Origin of the sequence: Streptomyces cadmiisoli (genome assembly GCF_003261055.1) — a bacterium.
Classification (GTDB): Bacteria; Actinomycetota; Actinomycetes; order Streptomycetales; family Streptomycetaceae; genus Streptomyces; species Streptomyces cadmiisoli.
Genome location: NZ_CP030073.1, coordinates 8,371,112 through 8,394,044 on the forward strand (window position 1 = coordinate 8,371,112; position 22,933 = coordinate 8,394,044).

General features: G+C 70.6%; 22 protein-coding genes. 14 read left to right on the plus strand and 8 right to left on the minus strand.

Annotated elements, in window-relative coordinates; genetic code table 11:
- The first annotated feature begins 8 nt into the window (after window positions 1-8).
- Window positions 9-548, plus strand: coding sequence for a MarR family winged helix-turn-helix transcriptional regulator (locus DN051_RS36790; RefSeq protein WP_381283528.1), 540 nt, complete (start codon window positions 9-11; stop codon window positions 546-548).
- Between the two features lie 126 nt (window positions 549-674).
- On the opposite strand, the gene DN051_RS36795 is transcribed toward DN051_RS36790, so the two are convergent.
- The 3 genes from DN051_RS36795 to DN051_RS36805 form a co-directional block, all read right to left on the minus strand.
- Entirely contained in the window at window positions 675-1,547 is an 873-nt protein-coding gene (locus DN051_RS36795) for an NAD-dependent epimerase/dehydratase family protein (protein WP_112442711.1), read from the minus strand.
- Window positions 1,548-1,552: 5 nt separating this feature from the next.
- Window positions 1,553-2,419 (minus strand): MIP/aquaporin family protein, encoded by an 867-nt coding sequence (locus DN051_RS36800; protein ID WP_063797188.1) that lies wholly within the window; start codon window positions 2,417-2,419, stop codon window positions 1,553-1,555.
- A gap of 99 nt (window positions 2,420-2,518) precedes the next feature.
- The gene (locus DN051_RS36805) at window positions 2,519-3,019 is read right to left on the minus strand and encodes a carboxymuconolactone decarboxylase family protein (protein ID WP_112441061.1); all 501 of its coding nucleotides are present in this window, start codon (window positions 3,017-3,019) and stop codon (window positions 2,519-2,521) included.
- Between the two features lie 47 nt (window positions 3,020-3,066).
- Between DN051_RS36805 and pdxR the strand changes: the two genes are divergently transcribed.
- Window positions 3,067-4,503: a MocR-like pyridoxine biosynthesis transcription factor PdxR gene (gene pdxR, locus DN051_RS36810; protein ID WP_112441063.1), complete on the plus strand. Its 1,437-nt coding sequence runs from the start codon at window positions 3,067-3,069 to the stop codon at window positions 4,501-4,503.
- A gap of 105 nt (window positions 4,504-4,608) precedes the next feature.
- Here the strand turns inward: pdxR and DN051_RS36815 are convergent, their stop codons facing one another.
- Window positions 4,609-5,268 (minus strand): response regulator, encoded by a 660-nt coding sequence (locus DN051_RS36815; RefSeq protein ID WP_281289068.1) that lies wholly within the window; start codon window positions 5,266-5,268, stop codon window positions 4,609-4,611.
- Window positions 5,241-6,512 (minus strand): sensor histidine kinase, encoded by a 1,272-nt coding sequence (locus tag DN051_RS36820; RefSeq protein WP_112442713.1) that lies wholly within the window; start codon window positions 6,510-6,512, stop codon window positions 5,241-5,243. The genes DN051_RS36815 and DN051_RS36820 overlap by 28 nt, the downstream gene beginning before the upstream one ends.
- 413 nt (window positions 6,513-6,925) lie before the next feature.
- On the opposite strand from DN051_RS36820, the gene DN051_RS36825 reads away from it, so the two are divergent.
- The 3 genes from DN051_RS36825 (at window position 6,926) to DN051_RS36835 (ending at window position 10,855) form a co-directional block, all read left to right on the plus strand.
- Entirely contained in the window at window positions 6,926-7,663 is a 738-nt protein-coding gene (locus DN051_RS36825) for an ABC transporter ATP-binding protein (protein ID WP_112441065.1), read from the plus strand.
- On the plus strand, window positions 7,657-10,110 hold the full coding sequence (locus tag DN051_RS36830; RefSeq protein ID WP_112441067.1) for an ABC transporter permease: 2,454 nt from the start codon (window positions 7,657-7,659) through the stop codon (window positions 10,108-10,110). The genes DN051_RS36825 and DN051_RS36830 overlap by 7 nt, the downstream gene beginning before the upstream one ends.
- Before the next feature lie 241 nt (window positions 10,111-10,351).
- On the plus strand, window positions 10,352-10,855 hold the full coding sequence (locus tag DN051_RS36835) for a nucleotide triphosphate diphosphatase NUDT15 (RefSeq protein WP_112441069.1): 504 nt from the start codon (window positions 10,352-10,354) through the stop codon (window positions 10,853-10,855).
- 206 nt (window positions 10,856-11,061) lie between these two features.
- On the opposite strand, the gene DN051_RS36840 is transcribed toward DN051_RS36835, so the two are convergent.
- Window positions 11,062-11,595, minus strand: a complete 534-nt coding sequence (locus DN051_RS36840) for a DUF4240 domain-containing protein (RefSeq protein WP_112442715.1) — start codon at window positions 11,593-11,595, stop codon at window positions 11,062-11,064.
- 115 nt (window positions 11,596-11,710) lie between these two features.
- Window positions 11,711-12,103, minus strand: a complete 393-nt coding sequence (locus DN051_RS36845; RefSeq protein ID WP_063797187.1) for an ATP-binding protein — start codon at window positions 12,101-12,103, stop codon at window positions 11,711-11,713.
- Between the two features lie 478 nt (window positions 12,104-12,581).
- Between DN051_RS36845 and DN051_RS36850 the strand changes: the two genes are divergently transcribed.
- The 5 genes from DN051_RS36850 to DN051_RS36870 all read left to right on the plus strand — a co-directional run bounded on the left by DN051_RS36850 (window position 12,582) and on the right by DN051_RS36870 (window position 16,625).
- Window positions 12,582-12,908 (plus strand): hypothetical protein, encoded by a 327-nt coding sequence (locus DN051_RS36850; protein ID WP_053755900.1) that lies wholly within the window; start codon window positions 12,582-12,584, stop codon window positions 12,906-12,908.
- 58 nt (window positions 12,909-12,966) lie between these two features.
- Window positions 12,967-13,320 (plus strand): hypothetical protein, encoded by a 354-nt coding sequence (locus tag DN051_RS36855; protein ID WP_053756061.1) that lies wholly within the window; start codon window positions 12,967-12,969, stop codon window positions 13,318-13,320.
- A 455-nt stretch (window positions 13,321-13,775) separates the two neighbouring features.
- On the plus strand, window positions 13,776-14,003 hold the full coding sequence (locus DN051_RS36860) for a ferredoxin (RefSeq protein ID WP_079000206.1): 228 nt from the start codon (window positions 13,776-13,778) through the stop codon (window positions 14,001-14,003).
- Complete coding sequence (locus DN051_RS36865) at window positions 14,000-15,391, plus strand: NAD(P)/FAD-dependent oxidoreductase (protein WP_112441070.1); 1,392 nt, start codon at window positions 14,000-14,002, stop codon at window positions 15,389-15,391. Before DN051_RS36860 ends, DN051_RS36865 begins: the two co-directional genes overlap by 4 nt.
- A 13-nt stretch (window positions 15,392-15,404) precedes the next feature.
- Complete coding sequence (locus DN051_RS36870; protein WP_112441072.1) at window positions 15,405-16,625, plus strand: cytochrome P450; 1,221 nt, start codon at window positions 15,405-15,407, stop codon at window positions 16,623-16,625.
- A 21-nt stretch (window positions 16,626-16,646) separates the two neighbouring features.
- Here the strand turns inward: DN051_RS36870 and DN051_RS36875 are convergent, their stop codons facing one another.
- On the minus strand, window positions 16,647-17,258 hold the full coding sequence (locus tag DN051_RS36875; RefSeq protein WP_246040724.1) for a GAP family protein: 612 nt from the start codon (window positions 17,256-17,258) through the stop codon (window positions 16,647-16,649).
- Window positions 17,259-17,764: 506 nt separating this feature from the next.
- Here DN051_RS36875 and DN051_RS36880 point away from each other — a divergent pair.
- The 4 genes from DN051_RS36880 (at window position 17,765) to DN051_RS36895 (ending at window position 22,919) form a co-directional block, all read left to right on the plus strand.
- Entirely contained in the window at window positions 17,765-19,129 is a 1,365-nt protein-coding gene (locus DN051_RS36880) for an alpha/beta hydrolase (protein WP_162625046.1), read from the plus strand.
- 217 nt (window positions 19,130-19,346) lie between these two features.
- A complete protein-coding gene (locus DN051_RS36885) occupies window positions 19,347-20,081 on the plus strand; it encodes a D-Ala-D-Ala carboxypeptidase family metallohydrolase (protein WP_112442717.1) in 735 nt (244 codons plus the stop codon).
- 140 nt (window positions 20,082-20,221) lie between these two features.
- On the plus strand, window positions 20,222-21,970 hold the full coding sequence (locus DN051_RS36890) for a glycoside hydrolase domain-containing protein (protein WP_112441078.1): 1,749 nt from the start codon (window positions 20,222-20,224) through the stop codon (window positions 21,968-21,970).
- A 10-nt stretch (window positions 21,971-21,980) separates the two neighbouring features.
- Window positions 21,981-22,919 carry a penicillin-insensitive murein endopeptidase gene (locus DN051_RS36895; RefSeq protein WP_112441080.1) on the plus strand — a complete coding sequence of 313 codons (939 nt, stop codon included), beginning with the start codon at window positions 21,981-21,983 and terminating at the stop codon, window positions 22,917-22,919.
- Window positions 22,920-22,933 lie beyond the last annotated feature (14 nt).

The window sequence follows — 22,933 nt, forward strand, 5'->3', positions numbered from 1 at the left end:
AAGCTATCATGGGGTCCATGGACGACCCGCAATCGCTGGACCGTGTGTCCGGCATCCAGGCCGACTGGCGCCGCGAACGGCCTGACGTCGACGTCTCCCCGCAAGGCGTGATCGGCCGGCTGCACCGCCTGGCCGGCCGGCTCACCGAGGAGCTCTGTCTCGTCTACGGGCAATACGGCCTGAGCGAGGGGGAGTTCGACGTCCTGTGCGCACTGCGCCGCGCCGGTGAACCCTTCGAACGGGCACCCGGCGAGCTCGCCGCGCACACCATGGTCACCACCGGCGCGATGACGAAGAGGATCGACCGACTGGAGCGGGCCGGACTCGTCACCCGCCGCCGTTCCGACGACGACCAGCGCGGCCGGATCGTCGCCCTCACCCACCCCGGACGCGAACTGATCGACCGGGCGTTCAGCGACCACATGCGCAACGAGCGCCGACTGCTGGACCTGCTGGCCCCCGCCGACGCAGCGGCGCTCGAAACGCTGCTGACCACCTGGCTCTCCCGCGTGGAGAATCCGCCGCCCGCCGGCAGCGACCGGGACTGACCTGCCGGCTTCCGGATGCGCGGCTGGCCGTGGAGGTTCGGATGCGGGCGAGGCCCGGCCTCCCGGCCGGTTGCGGCGCCTCGTCCGCCGGTTTCGTCATCGGACCGGGAACAACACACGCGGCGATCAGGTGTCTTGAGCCGCGAAACCCGTGCGCCACGTGGTGTGCCCGGGCTGCCACCCCCGGGACCTGGCCAGGGTATTGCTCGCTCCGCGTGCCCAGTCCTGCCTTCCCTCCGTGAGCGCGGGCCTGGGCACGCCGAGAGCCTCGGCCAGCACGGGCAGCCACTGGCGGCCCTGCGCCGGCTCGTCGTCGACGATGTTGACCGGGCCGGAGGGCCAGTCGAGCGCCGCGACGGCCGCGCTCGCCGCGTCGGCCACGTGCACGAAGGACGTGGTGGACCGGTCGGCCTCCAGATACGCCAGCAGGCGCGCGGTCGGGTCGCCCGCCAGCGCTGCGGCGACGGCGCCTCCCGGGGCGTACCAGGTGCCGGGGCCGTAGAGGATGCCGTAGCGCAGCGACACTGCGGTCTCGACGTCGGCCGCGGTCTCTTCCAGTGCGCGGATGCCCTCCACCACTGCTCCTCGCGGCTGCGGGGCGCCGGTGTCCAGCGGGACGGATTCGTCCGCCGGACCGTCTCCGGGCGCGTACGCCCAGGCGATCGACTGGACGACGATCCTCTTCGTGCCGGCGTCCCTGGCCGCGTCGACCAGGTTGCGTGTGCCTTCCCGGCGCAGCCGGTTGGTCGTTTCCCCGTCCGCGTCGGACAGGGCGGTCAACTGGTGGATGACGGCGTCGGGAGCCGCCTGCGCCAGCACGTGTCGCAGACCTTCCGCGTCGAACGCGTCCGCCTCCACCGCTGTCGCGCCCTGACGGCGCACGCGTTCGGCACCGGCAGGGGTACGGGAGAGTCCTGTCACGTCGTGTCCCTGGTCGAGCAGCATCGGGACGAGCAGCCGGCCCACCGCCCCGGTGGCGCCCGCGATCAGAATCCGCATGGTGATCACTCCTTCGTTCGGTCGGACGTCCCGCTCCGAGGGGGCAGGGGAGTCCTCAGTACGACTGCGGCATCGCCGCCGAGCAGTGCCTGCCCGCTGTCCGGCAGGCTCACGTCATGTGCTGCGTGATGTGCTGCGTGATGTGCTGACGTGCGGCGCCGGTCGAGGAGGTGATGCAGCGCCGCTCCCAGAGCCGCGCCCAGGACCGGCGCGATCAGGTAGATCCAGAGATCAGTGGTCTGCCCGGTGAGGGCGGCGGGGCCGAACTGGCGGGCCGGATTGGCCGAACCGCCGCTGCGGGGGCCCAGCAGAGCGATCACGAGAGCGACGGCCAGCCCGATGACATAGGGCACGAGGCGTGCGACACGGGCACGAACCATGGTGAACCCCACGGCGACCATGATGATCGCCATGCTGCCCGCCTCGGCCGCGAAGACCGACACCTGTTGCCATGTCGACGCCGGCACGATCACCGCGTAGTCCACCGTCGGGAGGGAGACCGCGGGCCCCCAGACCAGGCGCCCGAGCCCGGTCCCCGCCGCGGAACCCGCCAGTTGAGCCAGTACGTAGGGCAGCACACTCCGCCCGGGGAAGGCGTCCATGAGCCACAGGGCGACCGTCACTGCGGGATTCATGTGGCCCCCGCTGCGCCGACCGGGCGGGCTGATGATCAGCGCGCTGAGGACGGCCCCGCTGATCGCGCCGATGACGGCGAGCGCGGCACCGATGTCGTCCACGTACAGAACCGAGGCCGGGTCGCGTACCCACCGGACGACCGTGACCGCCACGAACAGCAGGACCGCGGTTAGAACGAACTCGTCGGCGGCGCGCGCCAGGCAGGCACGGCGGGCGGACGAGAGGCCGATACGCACGGGGAACTCCTAGTACTCGCCCGGTCCGACGCGGGTCCGACCGGGGATGCTGCCGGTCGGCGGGCCCCGGAGATCCCGGGTTCCGCCGCCCCGGCGGTGTCAGCTGGCGGGGGTGTGGTGGCCCGGGACGAGGCGGGTGGACACACCGAACCGGTTCCAGGCGTTGATCGTGACGATCGCGACGATGAGCCGGGCGAGCTCGCCCTCGTCGAACCGGGCGGCGGCCCTCGCATAGACCTCGTCGGGGACGAATCCGTCGGTGAGGACCGTGATCGCCTCGGTCAGCTCGATCGCCGCGATCTCCCTGGCCGTGTAGAAGTGCTTCGACTCGCGCCACGCGTCGAGCTGGATGATCCGTTCGGCGCGCTCACCGGCCGCCAGAGCGTCCCTGCTGTGCATGTCCAGGCAGAACGCGCAGCGGTTGATCTGCGAGGCGCGGATCTTGACCAGGTCGAGCAACGCGGGGTCGAGGCCCTGCCGGGCCGCCGTGTCCAGGCGGATCATGGCCTTGAAGGCTTCCGGGGCGAGCTTCGTCCAGTCCATCCGGGGTGTGTGCTCGGGCAGGATCTCAAGGCTTTCGGGTGCGTCGTTCGTGTTCATGACTGCAACGCTACGTACGCAGTGGACCTGGAGTATGGTCCATTTCCATGAAGGAATCCCAGACCAATTCTGAGGATGCGCAGCCTTCCGTGTCGGGCACGGACCTCCACCTCGAGCTACGCGGCCCCGGCCTGCGCACAGGGCTCAGCGACGCGCTGCGGGAGGCGGTGCGAACCGGGCGACTGGCCCCCGGCATCCGATTGCCGGCCTCCCGCAGCCTCGCTGCCGACCTCGGCATCTCCCGGAACACCGTGACCGACGCCTACGCCGAACTCGTCGCCGAGGGATGGCTCACGGCCCGGCAGGGATCGGGAACCCGCGTGGCCGAGCGAACCCCACTGGGCCGTGCCGCACCCGCGGCCCGTCCGAAGGCGGCAGCCCAGCGGCCCCTCTACCGGATGCGGCCGGGCGCGCCGGACCTGGCGAACTTTCCTCGGGCGAAGTGGCTCACCGCCGCCCGCCGCGCTCTGACCATGGCGCCGAACGACGCCCTCGGCTACGGAGACGGGCTCGGCCGGGAAGAACTGCGCACGGTCCTCGCGGACTATCTGGCACGCGCACGCGGTGTCCGGACCGAACCGGAGCGGATCGTCGTCTGCGCCGGGTTCCATCACGGTCTCGCCCTGATGGCGCAGGTGCTCAAGGAGCGCAAGGTACACGCCGTGACCGTGGAGGCCTACGGCCTCGATCTCTACCGTGACCTGCTGAGCGGCGCCGGTCTGCACACGCCGGCCGTCCCCGTCGACGAACACGGCGCCCGCACCGGCGAACTGACGCAGCACCGGGAGAGCGGCGCGGTCCTCCTGACCCCCGCGCACCAGTACCCCACAGGAGTCGCCCTGCGCCCGGACCGCCGCGTGGAGGCCGTCGAATGGGCGCGAGCCACCGGCGGGCTGATCCTGGAGGACGACTACGACGGGGAATTCCGCTACGACCGGCAGCCGGTGGGAGCGCTGCAGGGCCTCGACCCCGACCGCGTGGTGTACTTCGGCTCGGTGAGCAAGTCGCTGGCGCCCGGTGTGCGGCTCGGCTGGATGGTGCTGCCCGCGGAACTGATCGCGCCGGTCGTCGCGGCCAAGGGCTACGGGGACTACATGTCGAGTGTGCTGGAACAGTTGACGCTCGCCGAGTTCATGGCATCCGGCGCGTACGACCGTCATGTGCGCTCCATGCGGCTGCGTTACCGGCGCCGGCGCGACGAACTGGTCGCCGCACTGGCGCGGCGAGCGCCGCGGGTCCGCGTGGCCGGCATCGCGGCCGGGCTGCAAGCGGTGGTGGAACTCCCGCACGGAACCGAGCGCTCGGTCGTCCAGGAAGCGGCCCGGCACGGCCTGGAGGTCGGCGGTCTCGCCGAGTTCCATCACCGGCCGACGGTCCTCGACGGGGAGATGCCCGAGCAGGACGCCCTCGTGGTCAACTTCGCGGCTCCGTCGGACAGCGCGTGGGCGGGTGCGCTGGACACGCTGTGCCGGGTGATGCCTTAGTTCCGTGCGGGTGCGGGTGCGGGTGCGGGTGCGGGTGCGGGGCGGTGCGGTGCCGTCGTTGGCGGCCGGCATCCGGTGACCGTGCGGGTGGAGGGACAGGCCGGCTCACGCCCGCAGATAGGCCAGCACCGCCAGGACCCTGCGGTGCGTCTCTTCCGCCGGCGGCAGGTCCAGCTTGGAGAGGATGCCGCTGATGTGCTTGCCCACAGCCGCTTCGGAGACGACGAGTTCGCGTGCGACAGCCGCGTTCGACCGGCCTTCCGCGATCAGGGCGAGGACTTCGCGCTCGCGCGGGGTGAGCCGCTCCAAGGGGTCACGGCGGCGACGCAACAGCTGGCGTACGACTTCCGGGTCGACGACCGTGCCGCCGGCCGCGACCTCGCACAGGGCGTCCACGAACTCTTCCACCTGCCCGACCCGGTCCTTGAGCAGATAGCCGACCCCCGATCCGTCGCCGGAGTCCAGCAGATCGGAGGCGTACGCCCGCTGCACGTACTGGCTGAGGACCAGAACGGGCAGTGTGGGGGTCCGCTCCCGCAGACGTACCGCCGCGCGCAGGCCCTCGTCCTGGAATCCGGGAGGCATACGGACATCCGTCACGACGATGTCGGGGCTGTGCTTCTCGACCGCGGCGACCAGCGCCTCGGCGTCTCCGACGGCCGCGACGACCTCGTGGCCGCAGCGGTGGAGCAGGCCGACGAGTCCCTCCCGCAGCAGGACACCGTCCTCCGCCAGCACTACGCGCAGCGATCGGTCGGTTCGCAGGGATCGCAAGGAAACTCCACACTCAACAGGGTCGGTCCGCCCGCCGGACTGGACAGAGAGAGTCTGCCATCGAGGACCGACACCCGGTCCGCGAGACCGGTGAGTCCCGACCCGGCGGCGGCATCCGCGCCCCCTCGGCCGTCGTCGCGCACGGCCAGGAACAGCCGGCCGTCGCGGTGGCCGCCGCTGACCTCGGCGCGGCCCGCGCCGCTGTGCTTGGCGATGTTGGCGAGCGCCTCGCAGACCACGAAGTACGCGGCGGCCTCGACGGACTGAGACAGGCGTCCCGGCAGTTCGAGGGTGACCTCGACGGGGACCGGGGACCGGTCCGCGGCATCGGCGACGGCGGCCTCCAGACCGTAGTCGGCGAGCACCTTGGGGTGAATGCCGTGAATGAGTTCGCGCAGCTCGGCGAGTGCTCTGCCCGCCTGGTCGTGTGCGGTGGCGAGCTGGTCGGCGAGAGGGCCGGGCGGCGCGTCCAGGCGGGCCAGGCCGAGCGTCATCGTCAGGGCGACGAGGCGCTGCTGGGCGCCGTCGTGCAGGTCGCGTTCGATGCGCCGCCGCTCCGCTTCGAAGGCGTCCACCAACCGCGCGCGGGAGCGGGTGAGTTCAACCAGCTCGGCGCCCAGGTCAGCGTCGCGCGGGGCGATCAGCAGCCGGGTCAGCTCGGCCCGTGCGCCGGCCACGACCCCCAGGACGTAGGCGCAGAGAGCCAGCAGGACGAGTCCGAGCGCCGCCACACCGAAGGCCATCGGCCAGGTGGTGATCGTCCACTGCTTGAGCACCTTCGTCTCCATGCCGTCGCCGACCGTGGCCATGAGCAGCGGAGACGCCACCATGGACAGCGGAAAGAGCAGCGCGACCGTGATCGCGAGGGCGTCCACCGGCCACAGCAGGACGGCGAACAGCAGGGCGTATCCGAGTTCGCGCCAGGTTGCCGGTGCGCGGAGCCGGGTCGTCAACCAGGGCCGCAGACCCGTGGCGGAGGGCGCGGCGTGGCGGCCGGGAGCCGGTTCCAGGTCGACCAGCCGCAGCCTGAGCCGCTCCAGCCGGGCCAACGGGATGCCGGCAAGCGCTGTGAGCACGAGCAACGGCACTCCCACCAGCACGATCGCCAGGAGGCCGCCGACGGCTGCCGCCGTCACGATTCCCACCAGCGCGACACAGCCGGTCACCGCGCCGGTGAGCAGGTAGGCGACCGAGCGCCACGGCCACGCCGACACCAGGAAGCCGGGGCGGGACATGGCCTGCCACACATTCACGGGGTGCATGGGAATCACCGTAGAAGCCCCGGTGGCGGCGGCACCATCGGGCCAGAGGGCGGACCGGGGGTAGGCCTGGCCCTACCCCGAGTCTCGGTCCTGCCGCACTGCGCCGAGGGACCCCCGCACGGTTTCGTGGAGGCACCGAAGAGACGAAAGAAGCAGTGGTCCTCGGCCAGCAGCGCTGTCCGAGAGCCCGCGCTCGTCATCGTCGGGCAGGTCGTGGCACCCGCGGACCGAGCCCGTCCTCCGCGCCGCGCAACCCGCTGCCGGCGGACACCTGCCGCCTGCCTGCCCATACGCCCCGGCGGCCGAGCACCGGCGCTCGGACGCCGTTCCCGACAACTCCCCCCGCCTGCTGAGCGGGAGGACCGACACCGATCAAGTGGGGACAAATGACCGACACCGCCATCGAGTTGCGCTCCGTCAGCAGACGGTTCGGCTCGGGCGACAACGCCGTGACCGCGCTCGACGAGGTCTCGCTCGCCTTCCCCAAGGGCACGTTCACCGCCGTCATGGGGCCGTCCGGATCGGGCAAGTCGACCCTGCTGCAGTGCGCGGCAGGTCTCGACCGGCCCACTTCCGGCTCGGTCGCGATGGGCGGGACCGAGATGACGAGACTGAGCGAGACCCAGCTGACCCTGCTGCGCCGGGAGCGCATCGGCTTCGTCTTCCAGGCCTTCAACCTGCTTCCGTCCCTGACGGCCGAGCAGAACGTGGCACTGCCGCTGAGACTCGCCGGTCGCCGTCCCTCCAAGGCCCGTGTACGGGAGGTGCTGGGGCAGGTCGGTCTCGGCAATCGGGCGCGGCACCGGCCGAGCGAGATGTCCGGCGGCCAGCAGCAGCGCGTCGCCCTGGCCCGTGCCCTGATCACCCGCCCCGAGGTGCTGTTCGGCGACGAGCCGACCGGTGCCCTGGACTCGCGGACCGGCCGACAGGTGCTGGCCCTGCTGCGCGGCATGGCCGACCGCGAGGGCCAGACGATCATCATGGTCACCCACGACCCGGTCGCCGCCTCCAGCGCCGACCGCGTGGTCTTCCTCTTCGACGGGCGCGTCAACGGCGAGCTGATCGGGGCCGGCGCCGACGACATCGCGGCACGCCTCACCAAGCTGGAGGCCGTGCCGTGCTGAGTCTTGTCCTGGGCACACTGCGCACCCGCTGGGTCACCTTCGTCGGCGGCTTCGTGGCACTCTCGCTCGGCGTCGCGCTGCTCGCCGTGATGGGGCTGGCCCTCGCCTCCTCCCTCGACGCGCCCGACCGACGGCCCGAGCGGTTCGCCGCCGCGCCGGTGCTCGTCCAGGGCGCGCACACCCTGCGGGTGCCCACCCCTGCAGGCCAACGCACCCAGAAGCTGGCGCACCCCCGAGCCGTGCCCGCCGGGACCGTCGCGAAGCTCGAGGAACTCGGTGCCGTCGTCGCGGACCGGACGTTCCCGGTGCGGGTCGCGAACGGACCGGACGACCTGGTGGGCCACCCCTGGTCCACCGCGGCCTTCGCCCCGTACGAGATCACTGCGGGGCGTGCGCCGAAGGCCGCCGACGAGGTCGTCGTGAGCGGCGACTGGGTGAAGCCCGGCGCGCGCGTTCCGACCGGCCGTGGCAGCGTACGGGTCGTCGGCACGGTCGCCGACCGGGGCTTCGAGAACGCGGTCTTCTACACCGATGCCCGGGCCGCTCGACTGTCGCCGATCAGCGTCCAGCTGGCCGTCGACGCGGACGCGGCGGCCGTGCGCGAAGCGGTGCGAGGCAGCGACGGTGTCCACGTCCTCACCGGTGACGCGCGCCGCTACGCCGATGCCGACCCCGAACGTGACAGCGAGGCCATCACCGCCATGAACGCCATGTTCGGCACGGCCGGCGGCGTTTCAGCCTTCGTATCGGTCTTCGTGGTGGCATCCACCTTCACCTTCGCGGTCGCCCAGCGGGGCCGGGAGTTCGGGCTGCTGCGCACCGCCGGGGCCACCACGGGCCAGATCCGCCGCATGGTGTTCGCCGAGGCACTCGTGGTCGGCGTGCTCGCCTCCGCCACCGGCTGCCTGCTCGGCTCCTACGGCGCACCGCGGCTGGCCGATCGGGTGGTCGACGGCGGACTCGCGCCGAGCTGGTTCACGATCGGCGACCACACCTGGCCGTACCACATGGCGTTCTGGACCGGTCTGCTCGTCGCCCTGTGCGTCGCCGCCGCCTCCTGGCGGGCCGGTCGGACGGGCCCCGCCCAAGCACTGCGCGAGGCGTCCGTGGACATCGGGACGATGACGTGGCCGCGCCGACTGTGCGGCACGGCACTGCTGCTGTCGGCCGCGGTCACGCTCGGCCTGGCCTTGGCCGGCGACCCGGGAGAACTGTTGCACCGCAAGACCTACGTGAGCCGACCGATGCTGCTGATCACCGCCTTCGCCCTGCTGGCACCCGTCGTGGTGCGACCGCTGGCCCGGCTGCTGGCCTGGTTGCCGGCCCAACTGCCCGGAGCTGGGGGCATGCTGGTGCGCGAGAACGCGGCCGCCGGGGTCCGTCGCACCGCGGCGATCGCGGCACCCGTCCTGGTCACGGTAGCCCTCGCGGGCTCGCTGCTCGGCTCCACCGCCACGCTGGACGAGGCGAAGGCCACCGAGACCCGCGAGCAGACCGCCGCCGACTTCGTCGTCACTCCGGCAAGCGGGACGGACTTCGACGCGGCGACACTCACCGGACTGCGCGAGGTGCCCGGTGCGAAGGTGTCGGCCACTTCCTCCAGCGCCGTCTACGTCCTGGAGGACGGCGTCGCGCTCATCAAGTCCCGAGCCCGTGCGGCTGAGGCCGGCCCGCTCGCGGCCACCACACGTCTGCCTCTCGCCGTCGGAGAGGTGAGCGACCTCGACGACGGATCGATCATCGTCAACAGCGAGTGGCAGCGGCACACCGTGGGTCAGCGGGTCCAGGTGTGGCTCGGCGACGGCACGGAGAAGACGCTGCGGATCGCCGCGGTGATGACCACCGGCACCGGGGACAATGGTGTCTACGTCACTCCGCGCAACGCCCCCGGCGCGCTTGTCGACCGCGCCGACGTCACCCTTGCCGACGGTGCCGACGCGGGGGCCGTGGCCGTCGGACTGCGCGACGCGGTGCGGGACTCGGGCGGGCAGGTGCGCACCAAGGCCCAGTGGGTCGAGGCCACTTACCCGGACCGTGACCGGACGACCTGGCTCGGCTTCGTGCTCGTCCTGGGCATCGCCCTCCTCTACACGGGCATCTCGCTGGCCAACACCATGATCATGGCGACCTCCGACCGCGTGCGCGAGCTGGCCGTGCTGCGCCTCGCCGGGGCCACCAGGTGGCAGGTGCTGCGGCTGGTCGGCGCGGAGGCATTGATGGTGGTCGCGGTGGGCGCCCTGCTCGGGCTGTTGGTCACCGGCCTCAATCTGGCGGGTGTGTGGGGCGCGCTGGGCGTGCTGTCGGTGTGGACCACGATCGAGCTGCCCTGGATCGCGATCGGTGTGACCGTCGCTGCCTGCGCGGTGGTTGCCGTGGTCTCGTCCGTCGTCCCGGCGGCGCTCGTCCTGCGCCGCCGGGCTGTGGAGATAGCGGGTCTACGGGAGTGAGAGGAGGGCCTCTCACGGCGGCGGACTCCTGGTGCGGCGTAATCGCGCTCGGCAGGGACGGGACGCGGTGGTTCTGGCGGTCGGCAAGGCCTTCGGTCCGCATTCTTCGCCGGAGCCGGAGCCGGAGCCGGAGCCGCAGTCTGCCGGGCCGGGCCGGGCCTTGCGCGACCGCCGTCGAGGCCCGGCCACCCGTCCCGGCCGTCGATGGAACTACGTGGTGAGTGTGAGGTGGAATGGCCGGGTGAACACGAATGAACCAGGTGCGGAGCGCCCCGAGCGCGTCCGTCCCGCATCGCACAGCCTCACCGGCGTCGGCCTCGCCGTTCTCGATCCCGACGGCCGGGTCCTGCTCGGTCTCGGCCACGATGCCCGCTGGGAACTTCCGGGCGGCAAGGTCGACGCCGGGGAGGACTTCGAGACGGCCGCGGCGCGGGAACTGGCGGAGGAGACCGGACTCGCGGTGCCCGCGGCGGCGGTGCGGGTCCTGGCGGTCCTGGTCGACGGCATCAACGGGCTGACGAGGGTGACTGCGGCAGCGGTCACCGAGGGGGCGGTGGGAGCACCCGAGGTGACCGAACCGGACAAGATCCTGCGCTGGGAATGGTTCCCGCGCTCTGCCGTGCCGTCGGCACTCTTTCCTCCTTCCGCCGCGGTACTGGACTGCCTGTGGCCCGAGAGCGTTCCGCGCGGAGCGCCGCAGGTGCGGGGATATCGCGTCGTCGACGGCGGGGCCCGGAGCGACTGACGCGGGTCGGCGCTTTCCGCGCGAGCGACGCGGGCGCGGTGGTGTCCGCAATCACCGGGGGCGAGACGCCCGGCACGGCCGACCCGATCACAGACGCTACGGCGGCAGGCGCGTGCTCCCGTCGTCGCGCGCGAAGGCTTTGAACCGGCGGCGTCACGCTAGCCCGCTGACGACCGGTCTCCGCTCTCCATCCCGGTCGCTGTCGATCACGGGTAGAGGGCGGCCAGGCGCGGTAGCCGGCGGGTCATCTCGGCATGGTCGTCGAAGTTGAAGTCCCAGGCAGGGTCCAGCTCTGGATATCGAATGGTGAATGCGTCGGCAGGGAGCTCCTCACCGGTCGCCATGGTGTGCGCGTCCCAGGCGATGCTCAGCAACTCCTCACCTTCCAGATCCCGCCCGTCGGCCGCCGAAGCCTGCACGACGGGCAGGTCCGCGAGGGCATCGGGATCGGCGACGACGCGCTCGAAGACCTCACGGCCCTGTGCGATCAGCCAACCGCGGAAGTAGTCGAAGCCGTCGTCGGAGCATCCGCCGTTGATGAGGTACGCGGCGGCCCACAGCGGCTTCGTGTAGGAGTGGGCCATCAGGTCCCACAGCACCTGCCGGGCGGCGACGATCTCCTCGGCCGGTCGGGCGGCCAGCAATGAGGTCGTCTCGCGGGCGACCGATTCGCCTTCGTGCGGGTCGGACGCCTGGCTGCGGGCAGCCGCGATGAGCTCCCAGAACTCCTCTTTGTTCATGGGGCAGAGCATGGCAGCCGGCACTGACAGGGCTCGGCGAACGTTCCGCCGGCAGGACGCCGTGGTCCGGATCCGGGCGGACACCGCCGTTCGGCCGCCGGTACCGCCGGGCCCGTCACGTGCACTGCTGGACGGCCGCGGGAACGCGGGCCCAGTGTGTCGCGCCGTGTCGGCAGTCGTGGGTGCCGTGGTCGAGTGTGAGGACATCGAGTATGTGCTGTCCGCGGCCGTGCTCGTCCGGCGCGCAACTGGAGGTCCACTCACCCTCTTCGGCAGACCGCCCGCCGTCGTCGACACGGATGTGCATGACTCCGTCCCCGAGCAGGTCGAGGTGGAGCACGACGGGGGGCGTGGCGTGCTCCACGGCGTTGGTCACCAGTTCGGAGACTACGAGGAGAACGTGATCCGCCGCGTCGGCGGGAAGCCCCCATTCCTCCACGGCTGAGCGTGCCAGGTCGCGCGCTGCGCCGACCGAGCGGGACCGGTGTGGCAGGGCCCATGACCTCATGGCTGGTACCTCTGGAATGGGCGGGTGAGCGGGCAGCGGCCCGAGGCTTGCTTCAGCCCTTACCCACATTTTTCTGAAAACGAACAAGTGGGGTGCAAGGGATTGGCCGCGGGATCCGGATCGCCGTGCGAGCCCCGTTCGGCGGCGGCCGCGCACGACAGGAACCGCATCTCATGAGGCGCATCGACGGCAGCGCGGCCTGCGCCCCGGGCCCGCAGCGACACTTCATCCGGCCGTGGCCGTCTCGGGCGACGCCGCGCGGAGCCGCGGCGGAACTGCGGCTACAGAACGTGAAAATTTCGCTACTGAACGATGCGTATCCGGCGGGCCGCACGTAACGACGTGGCAGCGCTTTGCCCCCGATACGCTCCCTCCTTGAACCGTGCCCGTTCGGCTCGGTATCCGGGCCAAGTCGGTGCGACAGAGGGCGCGTCGGCGGTCGGATTCGCACTCACCGTTGCGGGAACAGGAGAGCACCATGCCTCGATGGGCCGTCATCCGCGATGCGGGCCAGGCGGAATCCTTTACCTTCGGCGTCTACCGCGAACTGGAGGGGAGCGAGGCCGAGGCCCATTCCGCGATGCTGCGGATCATCGACGAGTACGGCCATGCCCACACCGCATCAGGACGCCGGCGCCAGAGGCGACAGGTCTACCGCATATCAGAGCGCAGCTACCTGCTGCGCTGCCACAATCGGATGTTCACGGACGAGACCGTCTTCACACTCGCCGAACTCATCGCCGACACCCGCGACCAAGAATTTCCTGACAGCCTGTACGGCTGGATCTCGCCGGGATCGGATTGAAGGGCGGAACGGGGACGCTGTCGAGTCCCTTCGAGTAGGAGTCGAGAGAGTGGTACCCGTGATCAGCCAGCAAGCGACGACGACACTGTGGCGTCCCACCGGCCCCAAGGAACTGGAGTTGGTGGGCGAGCTGGACTGGCGTGCCTGGCCGCCGAGGCTTCCCGAGCAGCCGATCTTCTACCCCGTTCTCAATGAGGACTACGCCGTCAAGATCGCGCGGGACTGGAACGTCAAGCATGACGGCGCCGGCTTCGTCACCCGGTTCGAAGTCGACTCCGACTTCCTGCGCCGGTATCCGATTCGACAGGCGGGCGGAGAGACGATCCTCGAGTTGTGGGTGCCGGCCGAGGAACTGGAGGAGTTCAACGCTCACATCGTCGGCAAGATCGAGGTGGTCCACGAGTTCCGCTGAGAGAGCGTTCCCGGTAAATCCAGTGATCAACCTGCCGTGAAGTTCCGGGTGTTGTGCCCGCTTCCCGGCGAGCGGCAGGGGCTGATGACGGGGCTCCGGCCCGCCCTCCGGGACACGGCGGAATCCGGGCGAGCGGGCGGCCCGGGCCGGCGGGGCGACCGTACGCACGTGTGTGGACCTTGATCCCGCTCCGGGACGGCCTTGCCCGGGGTGCAGTCGGTGAGGGCGCGGGATAGGCTTTTTTGGTAGGAACGTCTGGTTCTCCAGGCGGTGTTGCGGATGCCGGTCGCCTCACACGCCACGATCATCCTTTCGGCGGGGACCCTACGAGCGCGTGTGCACTGTCGCAGTTCGCGGGCGGTGGCCACAGCCATTTCCCCTCTTGAGCCCGTGACCGCTGTGCGCGCCGTGGTGGCGCCGGTTTCCGGGCCCGCAGTTCTGCAGCGGAGGTCGGGATGAGAGTTGTCGTTGATCTTTCCCGATGCCAGGGATACGCGCAGTGCGCCTTCCTGGCTCCGGAAGCTTTCCGGATGCATGGGGAGGAAGCACTGATGTACGACCCGAATCCCGATGACGCGCAGCGTGACCGAGTGCTGCGGGCCGCGGCGGCCTGTCCGGTCCAGGCGATTCTGGTCGACCGCCTGGAGGCACGGGACGTACCCGTGGAGGCGTCGCCGTCATGACCAGCGCCGACAATCTGCGTGCCTTCAAGCGGGACGGCCGCATCGTAGTGGTCGGGGCGTCCCTCGCGGGACTGCGTGCCGCGGAGGCTCTGCGTGGCGAGGGCTTCACGGGATCGTTGACCATGATCGGTGACGAGCCGAGCGAGCCTTACGACCGGCCTCCACTGTCCAAGCAGGTACTGACCGGTTGGGTGCCGGCCGACGGCACCCTGCTGCCGCGGCGTCGGGACATCGATGCGGAGTGGCTGCTGGGCGTACCCGCCGGCGGGCTGGACATGAGGGCCAACCAGGTGCGGCTCGCCGACGGACGCGAGGTTCCCTTCGACCGGGTGCTGATCGCCACCGGGGTACGGGCGCGACCCTGGTTCGTCGAGAGCGAAGCGGACCTGGACGGGGTGTTCGTCCTGCGGACGCGTGAGCACGCCGAGGGCCTGCAGCGAGCTCTCGCCGCCGGACCTTCGCGTGTTTTGATCATCGGTGCGGGATTCACCGGTTCCGAGATCGCTTCAATCTGCCGCGAGCGGGGCATCGCGGTGACCGTCGCCGAACTCGCGCCGGCTCCGCTGGTCGGGGCGCTCGGTGCCATGGTCGGGGACGTCGCCGCGGACATGCAGCGCGCGCACGGCGTCGACCTTCGCTGCGGGGTCAAGGTCACCCGGCTGGAGGGTGACGCGCAGGGGCGGTTCCGCCGCGCCCACTTCGACGACGGCAGCGCGATCGACGCCGATGTGGCGGTGGTGGCACTTGGTGGCATCCGTAACACCGAGTGGCTGCGGGGTTCGGGACTGGCAGCGGGTGTCTGGGGAATCGCCTGCGACACGGGTTGCCGAGCTCTCACCCTCGACGGCCTGATCACCGACGACGTCTTCGCCGCCGGGGATGTGGCACGCTGCCCGAACCCGATCTACGAGTACCGGCTCATCTCGCTGGAGCACTGGGCCAACGCCGTGGAGCAGGCCGAGGTCGCGGCGCACAACATGGTCAGTGGCCAGGCGGACCGTTGGCCTCACCTGTCCCTCCCGGTGTTCTGGTCGATCCAGTTCGGCGTCAACATCAAAACCGTCGGTGTGCCGACCTTCGCCGACGAGGTCGTCGTCACCCAGGGGTCGGTGGCCGACCGCCGCTTCGTCGCCGCATACGGCTATCGGGGTCGCGTCACCGCGGCGGTCAGCTTCAACAACGCCAAGTGGCTGGACCACTACCGGCAGCTGATCGAGACGGCCGCACCTTTTCCGCCGCCCTTCCCCGCGCCCGACCAGCCCGCCGACATGAAGCCGGTGCCTGTGGACTTCCCCGGCCCCACCCTGCTCGCCCAAGGCGCGACCGTGGTCGTCACCGGTCACGACCCGGGTGAGCGGCGCGTCACGTCCGCACAGCAGCACCGGTAGGAGGGAGAGCGAGATGACCGCGACCGAGACGCCCGGCACACTGCTCCGGATCCTCGACTACTCCTCCCGGGCCGACCCGTATCCCCTCTACGCCGAGCTGCGTGAGACGCCGGTGGCCCTCCAGGAGGACGGCAGCTACGTCATCAGCACCTATCGCGAGCTCATGGACATCCTGCACAACCCGCACCTGAGCTCCGACGTCCGCCATCTGTCGCGTCCGATGGAAGCAGCCGAGGGGCGCGGCACGCCGGCGTTCATCAACCTCGACCCGCCCGAGCACGACCGCCTGCGGCGGATGGCGATGCGCCATTTCGGCCCCCCGCACACCCCGGGGCTGGTGGCCGGCCTGGAGCCCGACCTGACCGCCACCGTCGGCAGCCTGATCGACGATTTCGCGGGAAAGGAACAGATCGACATCGTCGACGACTTCGCCTACCCGTTCCCCGTCACTGTGATCTGCCACCTGCTCGGCGTGCCGCGCGAGGACGAACCGAGGTTCCACTTGTGGGTGAACGCCGTCATCGAGTCGATCGACTACAACCCGAAGACCGACCCCAAGGAAAAGCTGGAGAATGGCCGGCAGGCGACCAACGAGCTGCGCGCCTACCTCCGCGGGCTGGTGGAAGAACGCCACAGCCGGCCAAGTGACGACCTGCTCTCCCGCCTGGCCAACGACGACGGGCCGGACGGGCGGATGACCGACGAAGAAATCGTCGCCACCGCCAATCTCCTGCTGATCGCCGGCCACGAGACCACGGTCAACCTCATCACCAACGGCATGCTGACGCTGCTGCGCCACCCGCAGATGCTGCAGCGACTGCGCGATGAGCCGGACCTGATCGTGCCGCTGGTCGAAGAGCTGCTGCGCTACGAGCCTCCGGTGCACATCATCCCGTGGCGGGCGGCGTACAGCGATGTCGCGGTCGCCGACACGGTGATCCCCAAGGGCTCACGGATCATACTGATGCTGGCCTCGGGCAGCCGCGATCCGAACCGTTTCCACGATCCCGATCGCTTCGACCCCGATCGGCCCGACAACCAGCACCTCGGGTTCGGCAGCGGAATCCACCTGTGCTTCGGCGGCCCGCTGGCCCGGCGGGAGACCCAGATCGCGCTGACCGAGCTGGTACGCCGCCTCGACCGGCCCGGCCTGGTCACCGACCCGCCACCGTACCGGCGAAGCCCCGTTCTTCGCGGTCCGATCCATCTGCCCGTCGAGCAGGGCGCAGGCTGACCCGACCGCCGTGGCCGCTTCTCAGGACGTGAGGATGCTGATGCCGTCACCGAGGAGCTTGAGGCCGAGTACGAAGAACAGGACGGCCAGGACGGCGACGTTGTGCCGCGCGGCCCAGTCCCGCCAGTCGGTGAGGATGCTCTTGGCGCGTTCGCCCATGATCACGTAGACGGCGAGCGGTGCGAGCACTCCCAGGGAGGCGATGGCCACGAAGATCGCGAGCGTTCCGATCTGCTGCGGCAGGGGGAGACCCGACGAGCTGATCGAGGCGCCTGCTGCGATGGTCAGGGGTGCGTTCTTGAGATTCGCCCCCGAGAGCAGCAGCCCCAGACCCCAGATCTTGACAGGGGTGAAGCGGTCGATCGCAGCCATCCACGTCGGCAGATGTGCCTGAGAGGAGTCTTTGGGGCGGCGCCGCCATTGACGCGCGCCGAAGAGGGCGAGGAGGGCGCCCAGAGCAAGTTTGAGGGCTCCCACCCAGGTGGCCGGCTGCTCGTGAGTCGAGGCTCCGGCAGTGCCGCCGATGGCCAGCATGATGGCTCCGAGTGCTGTGAGTCCCAGAACCCAGCCGAGGGCGAAGAGGAGTCCGTTGAGGCGCCCCTGCGGGGTGGCCAGGATGAGGATGATCGCCACGATCGGGAGTGGGCTGACCGCGACACCGGCAGCCAAGCCCAACACATCACCGACGGCTTGACCCACTGCGGCCTCCACTGGAGGAAGAGACGAATGGTCCGGAGTGGACTGGCCGTGTCGTCCGGCCCGAAGCCGACGTGCCCGGTCCTGCGTACGGGCGCAGTCCTCCTCGCCATCGTGGACGTCTGCGGATCCGCCGGCCATCGGCCGGTGGCGAACGAGTGACCTGAGCCCGGGAAGCGCGGTGCGGCGGGGCACGGTCCGGCCGAGCCCTGCGCGACCTCACGACACATTCACGCGTGCGCGCTGCGTGTCCGTAGTGGAGTCCGAGCGGCTGTGCCGGTGCTTGTCGAGGGTAGGGCCGCTGGGTGGACCGGCGCGCTCGGTGTCACGTCATTTGCCTGCGGGGCGAGGCCAGTGTGAAGCTGTCGCGTCGGAAGGCATGCACAGCTCTCTCGCCGGCAGGTGTGACTCATGAATGGCGCGGACATATCCGTACCTTGGTGGTGGCGGCCCTGAGTACCGTCCCACCGTCGTCTGCGGCCCCGGCCGTCGTGCCGCCACCCGCCCCGGCACAGCTGCGTTGGGAGCCCTGCGGCAGCCAGGGCGCCGAAGGCGCCGCGCTGGAGGTGCCCCTCGACTGGTCCCGGCCGGACGGCGAGACCATCACCGTCGCGGTGACCCGGCTGCGAGCCGCCGACCCCGCCCAGCGGATCGGCACGCTGTTCTTCAACCCGGGAGGCCCCGGCAACGCGGCACGGCCATGGGTTCGGGACAGGGCGATCGAGTTGTTCCCCGCCGCGCTGCGCGACCGGTTCGACATCGTCGGGGTGGACCCGCGTGGCACGGGCGACAGCCGGCCTCTGATCGCGTGCGACAAGCCGACCGCGGAATTGAACGGCGGACGCTACCCCGCCACACGCGCGGAATACGACCGGTTGATCGCATACAACCGCAGCTTCGCGGAGGAATGCCGGCGTGCCACCGGTCCGCTGATCGACCACGTGGACACGGTCAGCTCGGCACGGGACTTCGACGCGGTGCGCCAGGCCCTCGGTGAACAGCGGGTCAGCTGGCTCGGCCTGTCCTACGGCACCGTCCTGACCGCGACGTACGCCGAACTGTTCCCGGAGCGGGTGCGGGCCGCCGTGCTGGACGGACCCCTGGACCGCAGCATCGGCTCTCGTGCCCTCGCTTCCGACGACGCCGCGGCGGCCGAGGACGCGTTCGGGCTGTTCGCCGACTGGTGCGAGTCCGAACCCGGTTGCGCGCTGTACGGCAAGGACGTCCGGGCCGAGTACGGGTCACTGCTCGACCGGGCGCCGCTGCAGGCTCTCGGTCACCCGGAGGGCGTGAGCGCGGACCAGATCGGCTTCGGTACCTACGCCAAGCTCATCTTCCGCAGCGCTTGGAGCTCGCTCGCCGAGGATCTCGCCGCCGCGTCGACGGACGCGTCCGCCTTTGCGGCGGCGGGGGCGCGATGCCCGGCGTACCGGGTGATCGCCTGCCACGACATGCCGACCGGTGATGTCGGCTATGCGGAGTTCTCCGCCCGGCTCGCCGAGGTCCGCCGACTGGCTCCGGTCTTCGGCGGTTACGTGGAGGGCTGGGACATCCAGGCGGGCTGCTTGGGCTGGCCGATCGAATCCGCGAATCCGTGGGGTCCGATCCGTGTGACCGGTACCCCGCCCCTGCTCGTGGTGGCCGGTACGCACGACCCCGCCACCCCGCTCCACTGGGGTGAGGGCGTGGCCTCACAGATCGACGGTTCGGAACTCCTCGTCTGGGACGGTGTGGGCCACACCGCGTTTCTCAATCACCCGCCGACCGTGGACCGTGCGGTCGACTACCTGATCACCGGACGTGTCTAGGCGGTCCTGCGGCTGGTTTCCGTTCCCGCGCGAGGTGTCACGCAGCTCCTGGTCGGCGATGACGGAATGTCAGATGTAACAACAAGCGTGCCCCGCTTGCGAGTTGTGCCGGTGGTCTGGTCCTGTGGCGGATGGTGACAGTGTGGACACGCCATGCCTGCGGCGCCAAACTCGGCTCAGTCCCCTTGTGGGAACCAGGATTCAGGACGGAGGCATGATGCCACGACGCACGATCCGACTATTGATCTCGTTTGTCATGCTCATGGCCGCATTGTCGGGCGGTGTGCTGGCCACGGCCGGCCCGGCCCAGGCCGACGAGTGCTACACCTGGAACCGCACGCTGTCCGAGGGCATGTCGGGCGCCGACGTGACCCAACTCCAGATACGTGTGGCCGGGCACGTGGACTACGGCGAGATCCTCTCCGTCGACGGCAACTTCGGTCCGCGGACCAAAGCCGCGGTCACCAAGTTCCAGCAGGCGTACGGACTGGGAGCGGACGGCGTCGCGGGTTCCCAGACGTTCGCCAAGATCTATGCCCTCCAGGACCCGGACTGCACGCCGATCCACTTCACCTACGCGGAGTTGAACAAGTGCAACTCCGACTGGTCCGGCGGAGCGGTCAGCGCCGCGACGGCCAAGTCCAACGCCCTGCGCACCATGTGGAAGCTGGAGGCCATGCGGCGCGCGATGGGCGACACCCCGCTCGTCGTCACCAGCGGATTCCGCTCGTACTCCTGCAACAGCGCGGTGGGCGGCGCGTCCAACAGCCGCCACCTCTACGGTGACGCCGCCGACCTGGTGGGCAACCCGTCGTTCTGCCAGCTCGCGCAGCGTGGCCGCTACCACGGTTTCGGTGGCATCTTCGGCCCCGGCTACCCCGGCCACGACGACCACACCCACGTGGACGGGCGCACCAGCCGCTCCTGGTCCGCGCCCAGTTGCGGCATCTGACCAACGAGCCCCATGTATCCGTGCGCGTCCCGGCGCACAACAGACCCACAGCGCCGGGACGCGCACCGCTCGTCCAGGCACGGAGCAGTCCTGCCGCGCCGCTCTCGCTCGCTCCCCCAGCATCGAGTAGGAGTGCCCTGATGTCGTCCCGCAAGCACTGGCGCGCCCGCGCCGGAACGGCCGTGCTGGCGCTGCTCGCCGGTATCGGCGCGTTCGCCGTCCCCGCGCCCGCCCTCGCGGACTCCCCGTCGGAGAACCGGCAGACCGTGAGTTACCACGGCTACCGCATCGAGGTTCCCGCCGACTGGAAGGTGGTCGATCTCGCCGAGAATCCGCGAGCCTGTCTGCGCTTCGACAGACCCGCCGTCTACGTGGGCCGGCCCGCCGACCAGAACGACTGCCCCGCCCGGATAGTGGGCCGGACGGCGGGCATCGTCGTCGAGCCGATCACCGCACGCTCCGCCGGCCAGGCGACGGCGGCGACCGCGCGGACACCGCGCGGCAAGGCCGCCGCCCCGTCCGTCGCGTCCAGCAACGACACCATCCAGATCGCGGTGGAGGACGCCGGGGTGCTGGTCACCGCGGCCCACACGCCGGGCACCGAGAGCCTGGTCCGCGACGCTCTCGCCTCGGCCGAGCTCACCGCGGGCGCCGAGCGCACCGAACTGCCCCGCGCGACGGAGAAAGCCCAGACCGCTCCGCTTGCCGCGGCCGGTCCACAACCCGGCAGCTATCTGGGCAGGGGCTTCGACGCCTGCACCGCGCCCTCGCAAGCCGCGATGAACGCATGGAAGTCCAGCTCGCCGTACGGCGCGGTCGGCGTCTACATCAGCGGGTCCTTCCGCGGCTGCTCCCAGCCCAACCTGACCGCGAGCTGGGTGACCAACCAGACCAACAACGGCTGGCGCCTGATCCCCATCGACGTCGGCCGTCAGGCGCCGTGCACCAACTATTCGCTGAAGATGTCCTCCGACCCGGCCACGGCCAAGTCCCAGGGCGTCACCGCGGCGGCCGGCGCCATCACCGCCGCGTCGAACCTCGGCATCCCGGCGGGCAGCGCCATCTACAGCGACATCGAGGCGTACACCTCGACCGCCTCCTGCAAGGCGGCCGTGCTGTCGTACCTGTCCGGCTGGACCGAGCGACTGCACAGCAGCGGCTACGTGTCGGGCTTCTACTCGAGCGCCGCCTCCGGAATCAGGGACGCTGCCGCCGAGTACAACAACAGCGCCTACACACGGGTCGACCACATCTTCTACGCCTGGTGGAACGGCGCCGCCGACACCAACACCGGTTCCTACGTGCCGTCCTCCTACTGGTCGGGCCACCAGCGCATCCACCAGTACGTGGGTGAGGTCACCGAGTCCTACGGCGGCTACTCGATCAACATCGACCGCGACTACCTCGACGTCGGTACCGGCACCCCGCAACAGCCCACCTGCACCGGGGCGAACCTCGACTTCACCGCGTACACCACCGTCCAGAGCGGTTCGAACGGCAACCTGGTCAAGGCGGCCCAGTGCCTGCTGAAGGCCGCCGGCCACGACCCGGGCACCCCCGACGGGATATTCGGCCCCGACACCACCACCGCCGCCCGGAACTTCCAGTCCGGCAAGGGACTCACCGCGGACGGCGTCGTCGGCCCGAAGACCTGGACCGCGCTGCTGTCCCGCGGAACCACCCCGACCGTGCAGAGCGGTTCGACGGGAGAAGCCGTCACCCGGCTCCAGCGTGCCCTGACGGCCGCCCTCGGCCGGACGGTGGCCATCGACGGCGACTTCGGCTCGGGCACCGCACAAGCCGTCCGCGACTACCAGTCCTCGCGCGGGCTGGCGAACGACGGCATCGCCGGCCCCGCCACCTGGGGCGCCCTCCAGTCAGGAAGATGAGGAAGGAATCATGAGACAACTCGGGCGCGTCCTCGCGCTGTTCACCGCGGTCGCCGCACTGCTCCTCGGAGCGGGCATCCCCGCGCAGGCCTTTCCCCAGGCCGCGTTCCCGCTGACCAGCAACGGCAGCCGGGGCACCGACGTCGTCGCGTTGCAGCACCTGCTCGCCGCGCACGGCCGCACGGTGACCGCGGACGGGGTCTTCGGCTCCGGGACGCACAGCGCCGTCGTCGGCTTCCAGCAGTCCAAGGGTCTGACCGCGGACGGCATCGTCGGCCCCGCCACCTGGGGGGCGCTCGCCATCACCGTACGGCAGGGCGACAACGGGCCCGCGGTGACGGCCGTTCAGGCGCTGCTCAACGCGAAACGCGGCGCGGGCCTGTCGGTCGACGGCGACTTCGGACCCGCCACCGTGACCGCGGTACGCACCTTCCAGTCGCACGCAGGGATCGGTGTGGACGGTGTCGTCGGGCCGACCACGTGGAAGAACCTGCTGTGGCACTACGAGAACATCAACTTCGGTGCCGGCACGATGTGCGCGCAGAGCCCTGACGGAAACGCCAACGCCCACTGGGCGACGGCCGGCGCCGTCGGTCAACTCGAAGCCGCCGCCGCCACCTTCGCCGGTACCGGGAACGGCCGACTGCCGGTCGGCGACGCGGGCTTCGAGCACGGCGGGGACATCCCCGGCCACGCCAGTCACGAAGTGGGAATGGACATCGACGTGTGGCCGATCCGCACCGACTCGGCGCAGTGCACCGCCGGACGCATCACCTGGCAGTCGTCGACGTACGACCGCGCGGCCACCCGCCGACTGGTTCAGGAGATCCGGGCGAAGGCTCCCGGCCACGTCGAACTGATCTTCTTCAATGATCCGCAGCTGATCTCGGAAGGCTTGACCACGAGCTACCCGAACCACGACAACCACCTGCACATCCGCTACCGGTAGTCGACCCGGCCGCG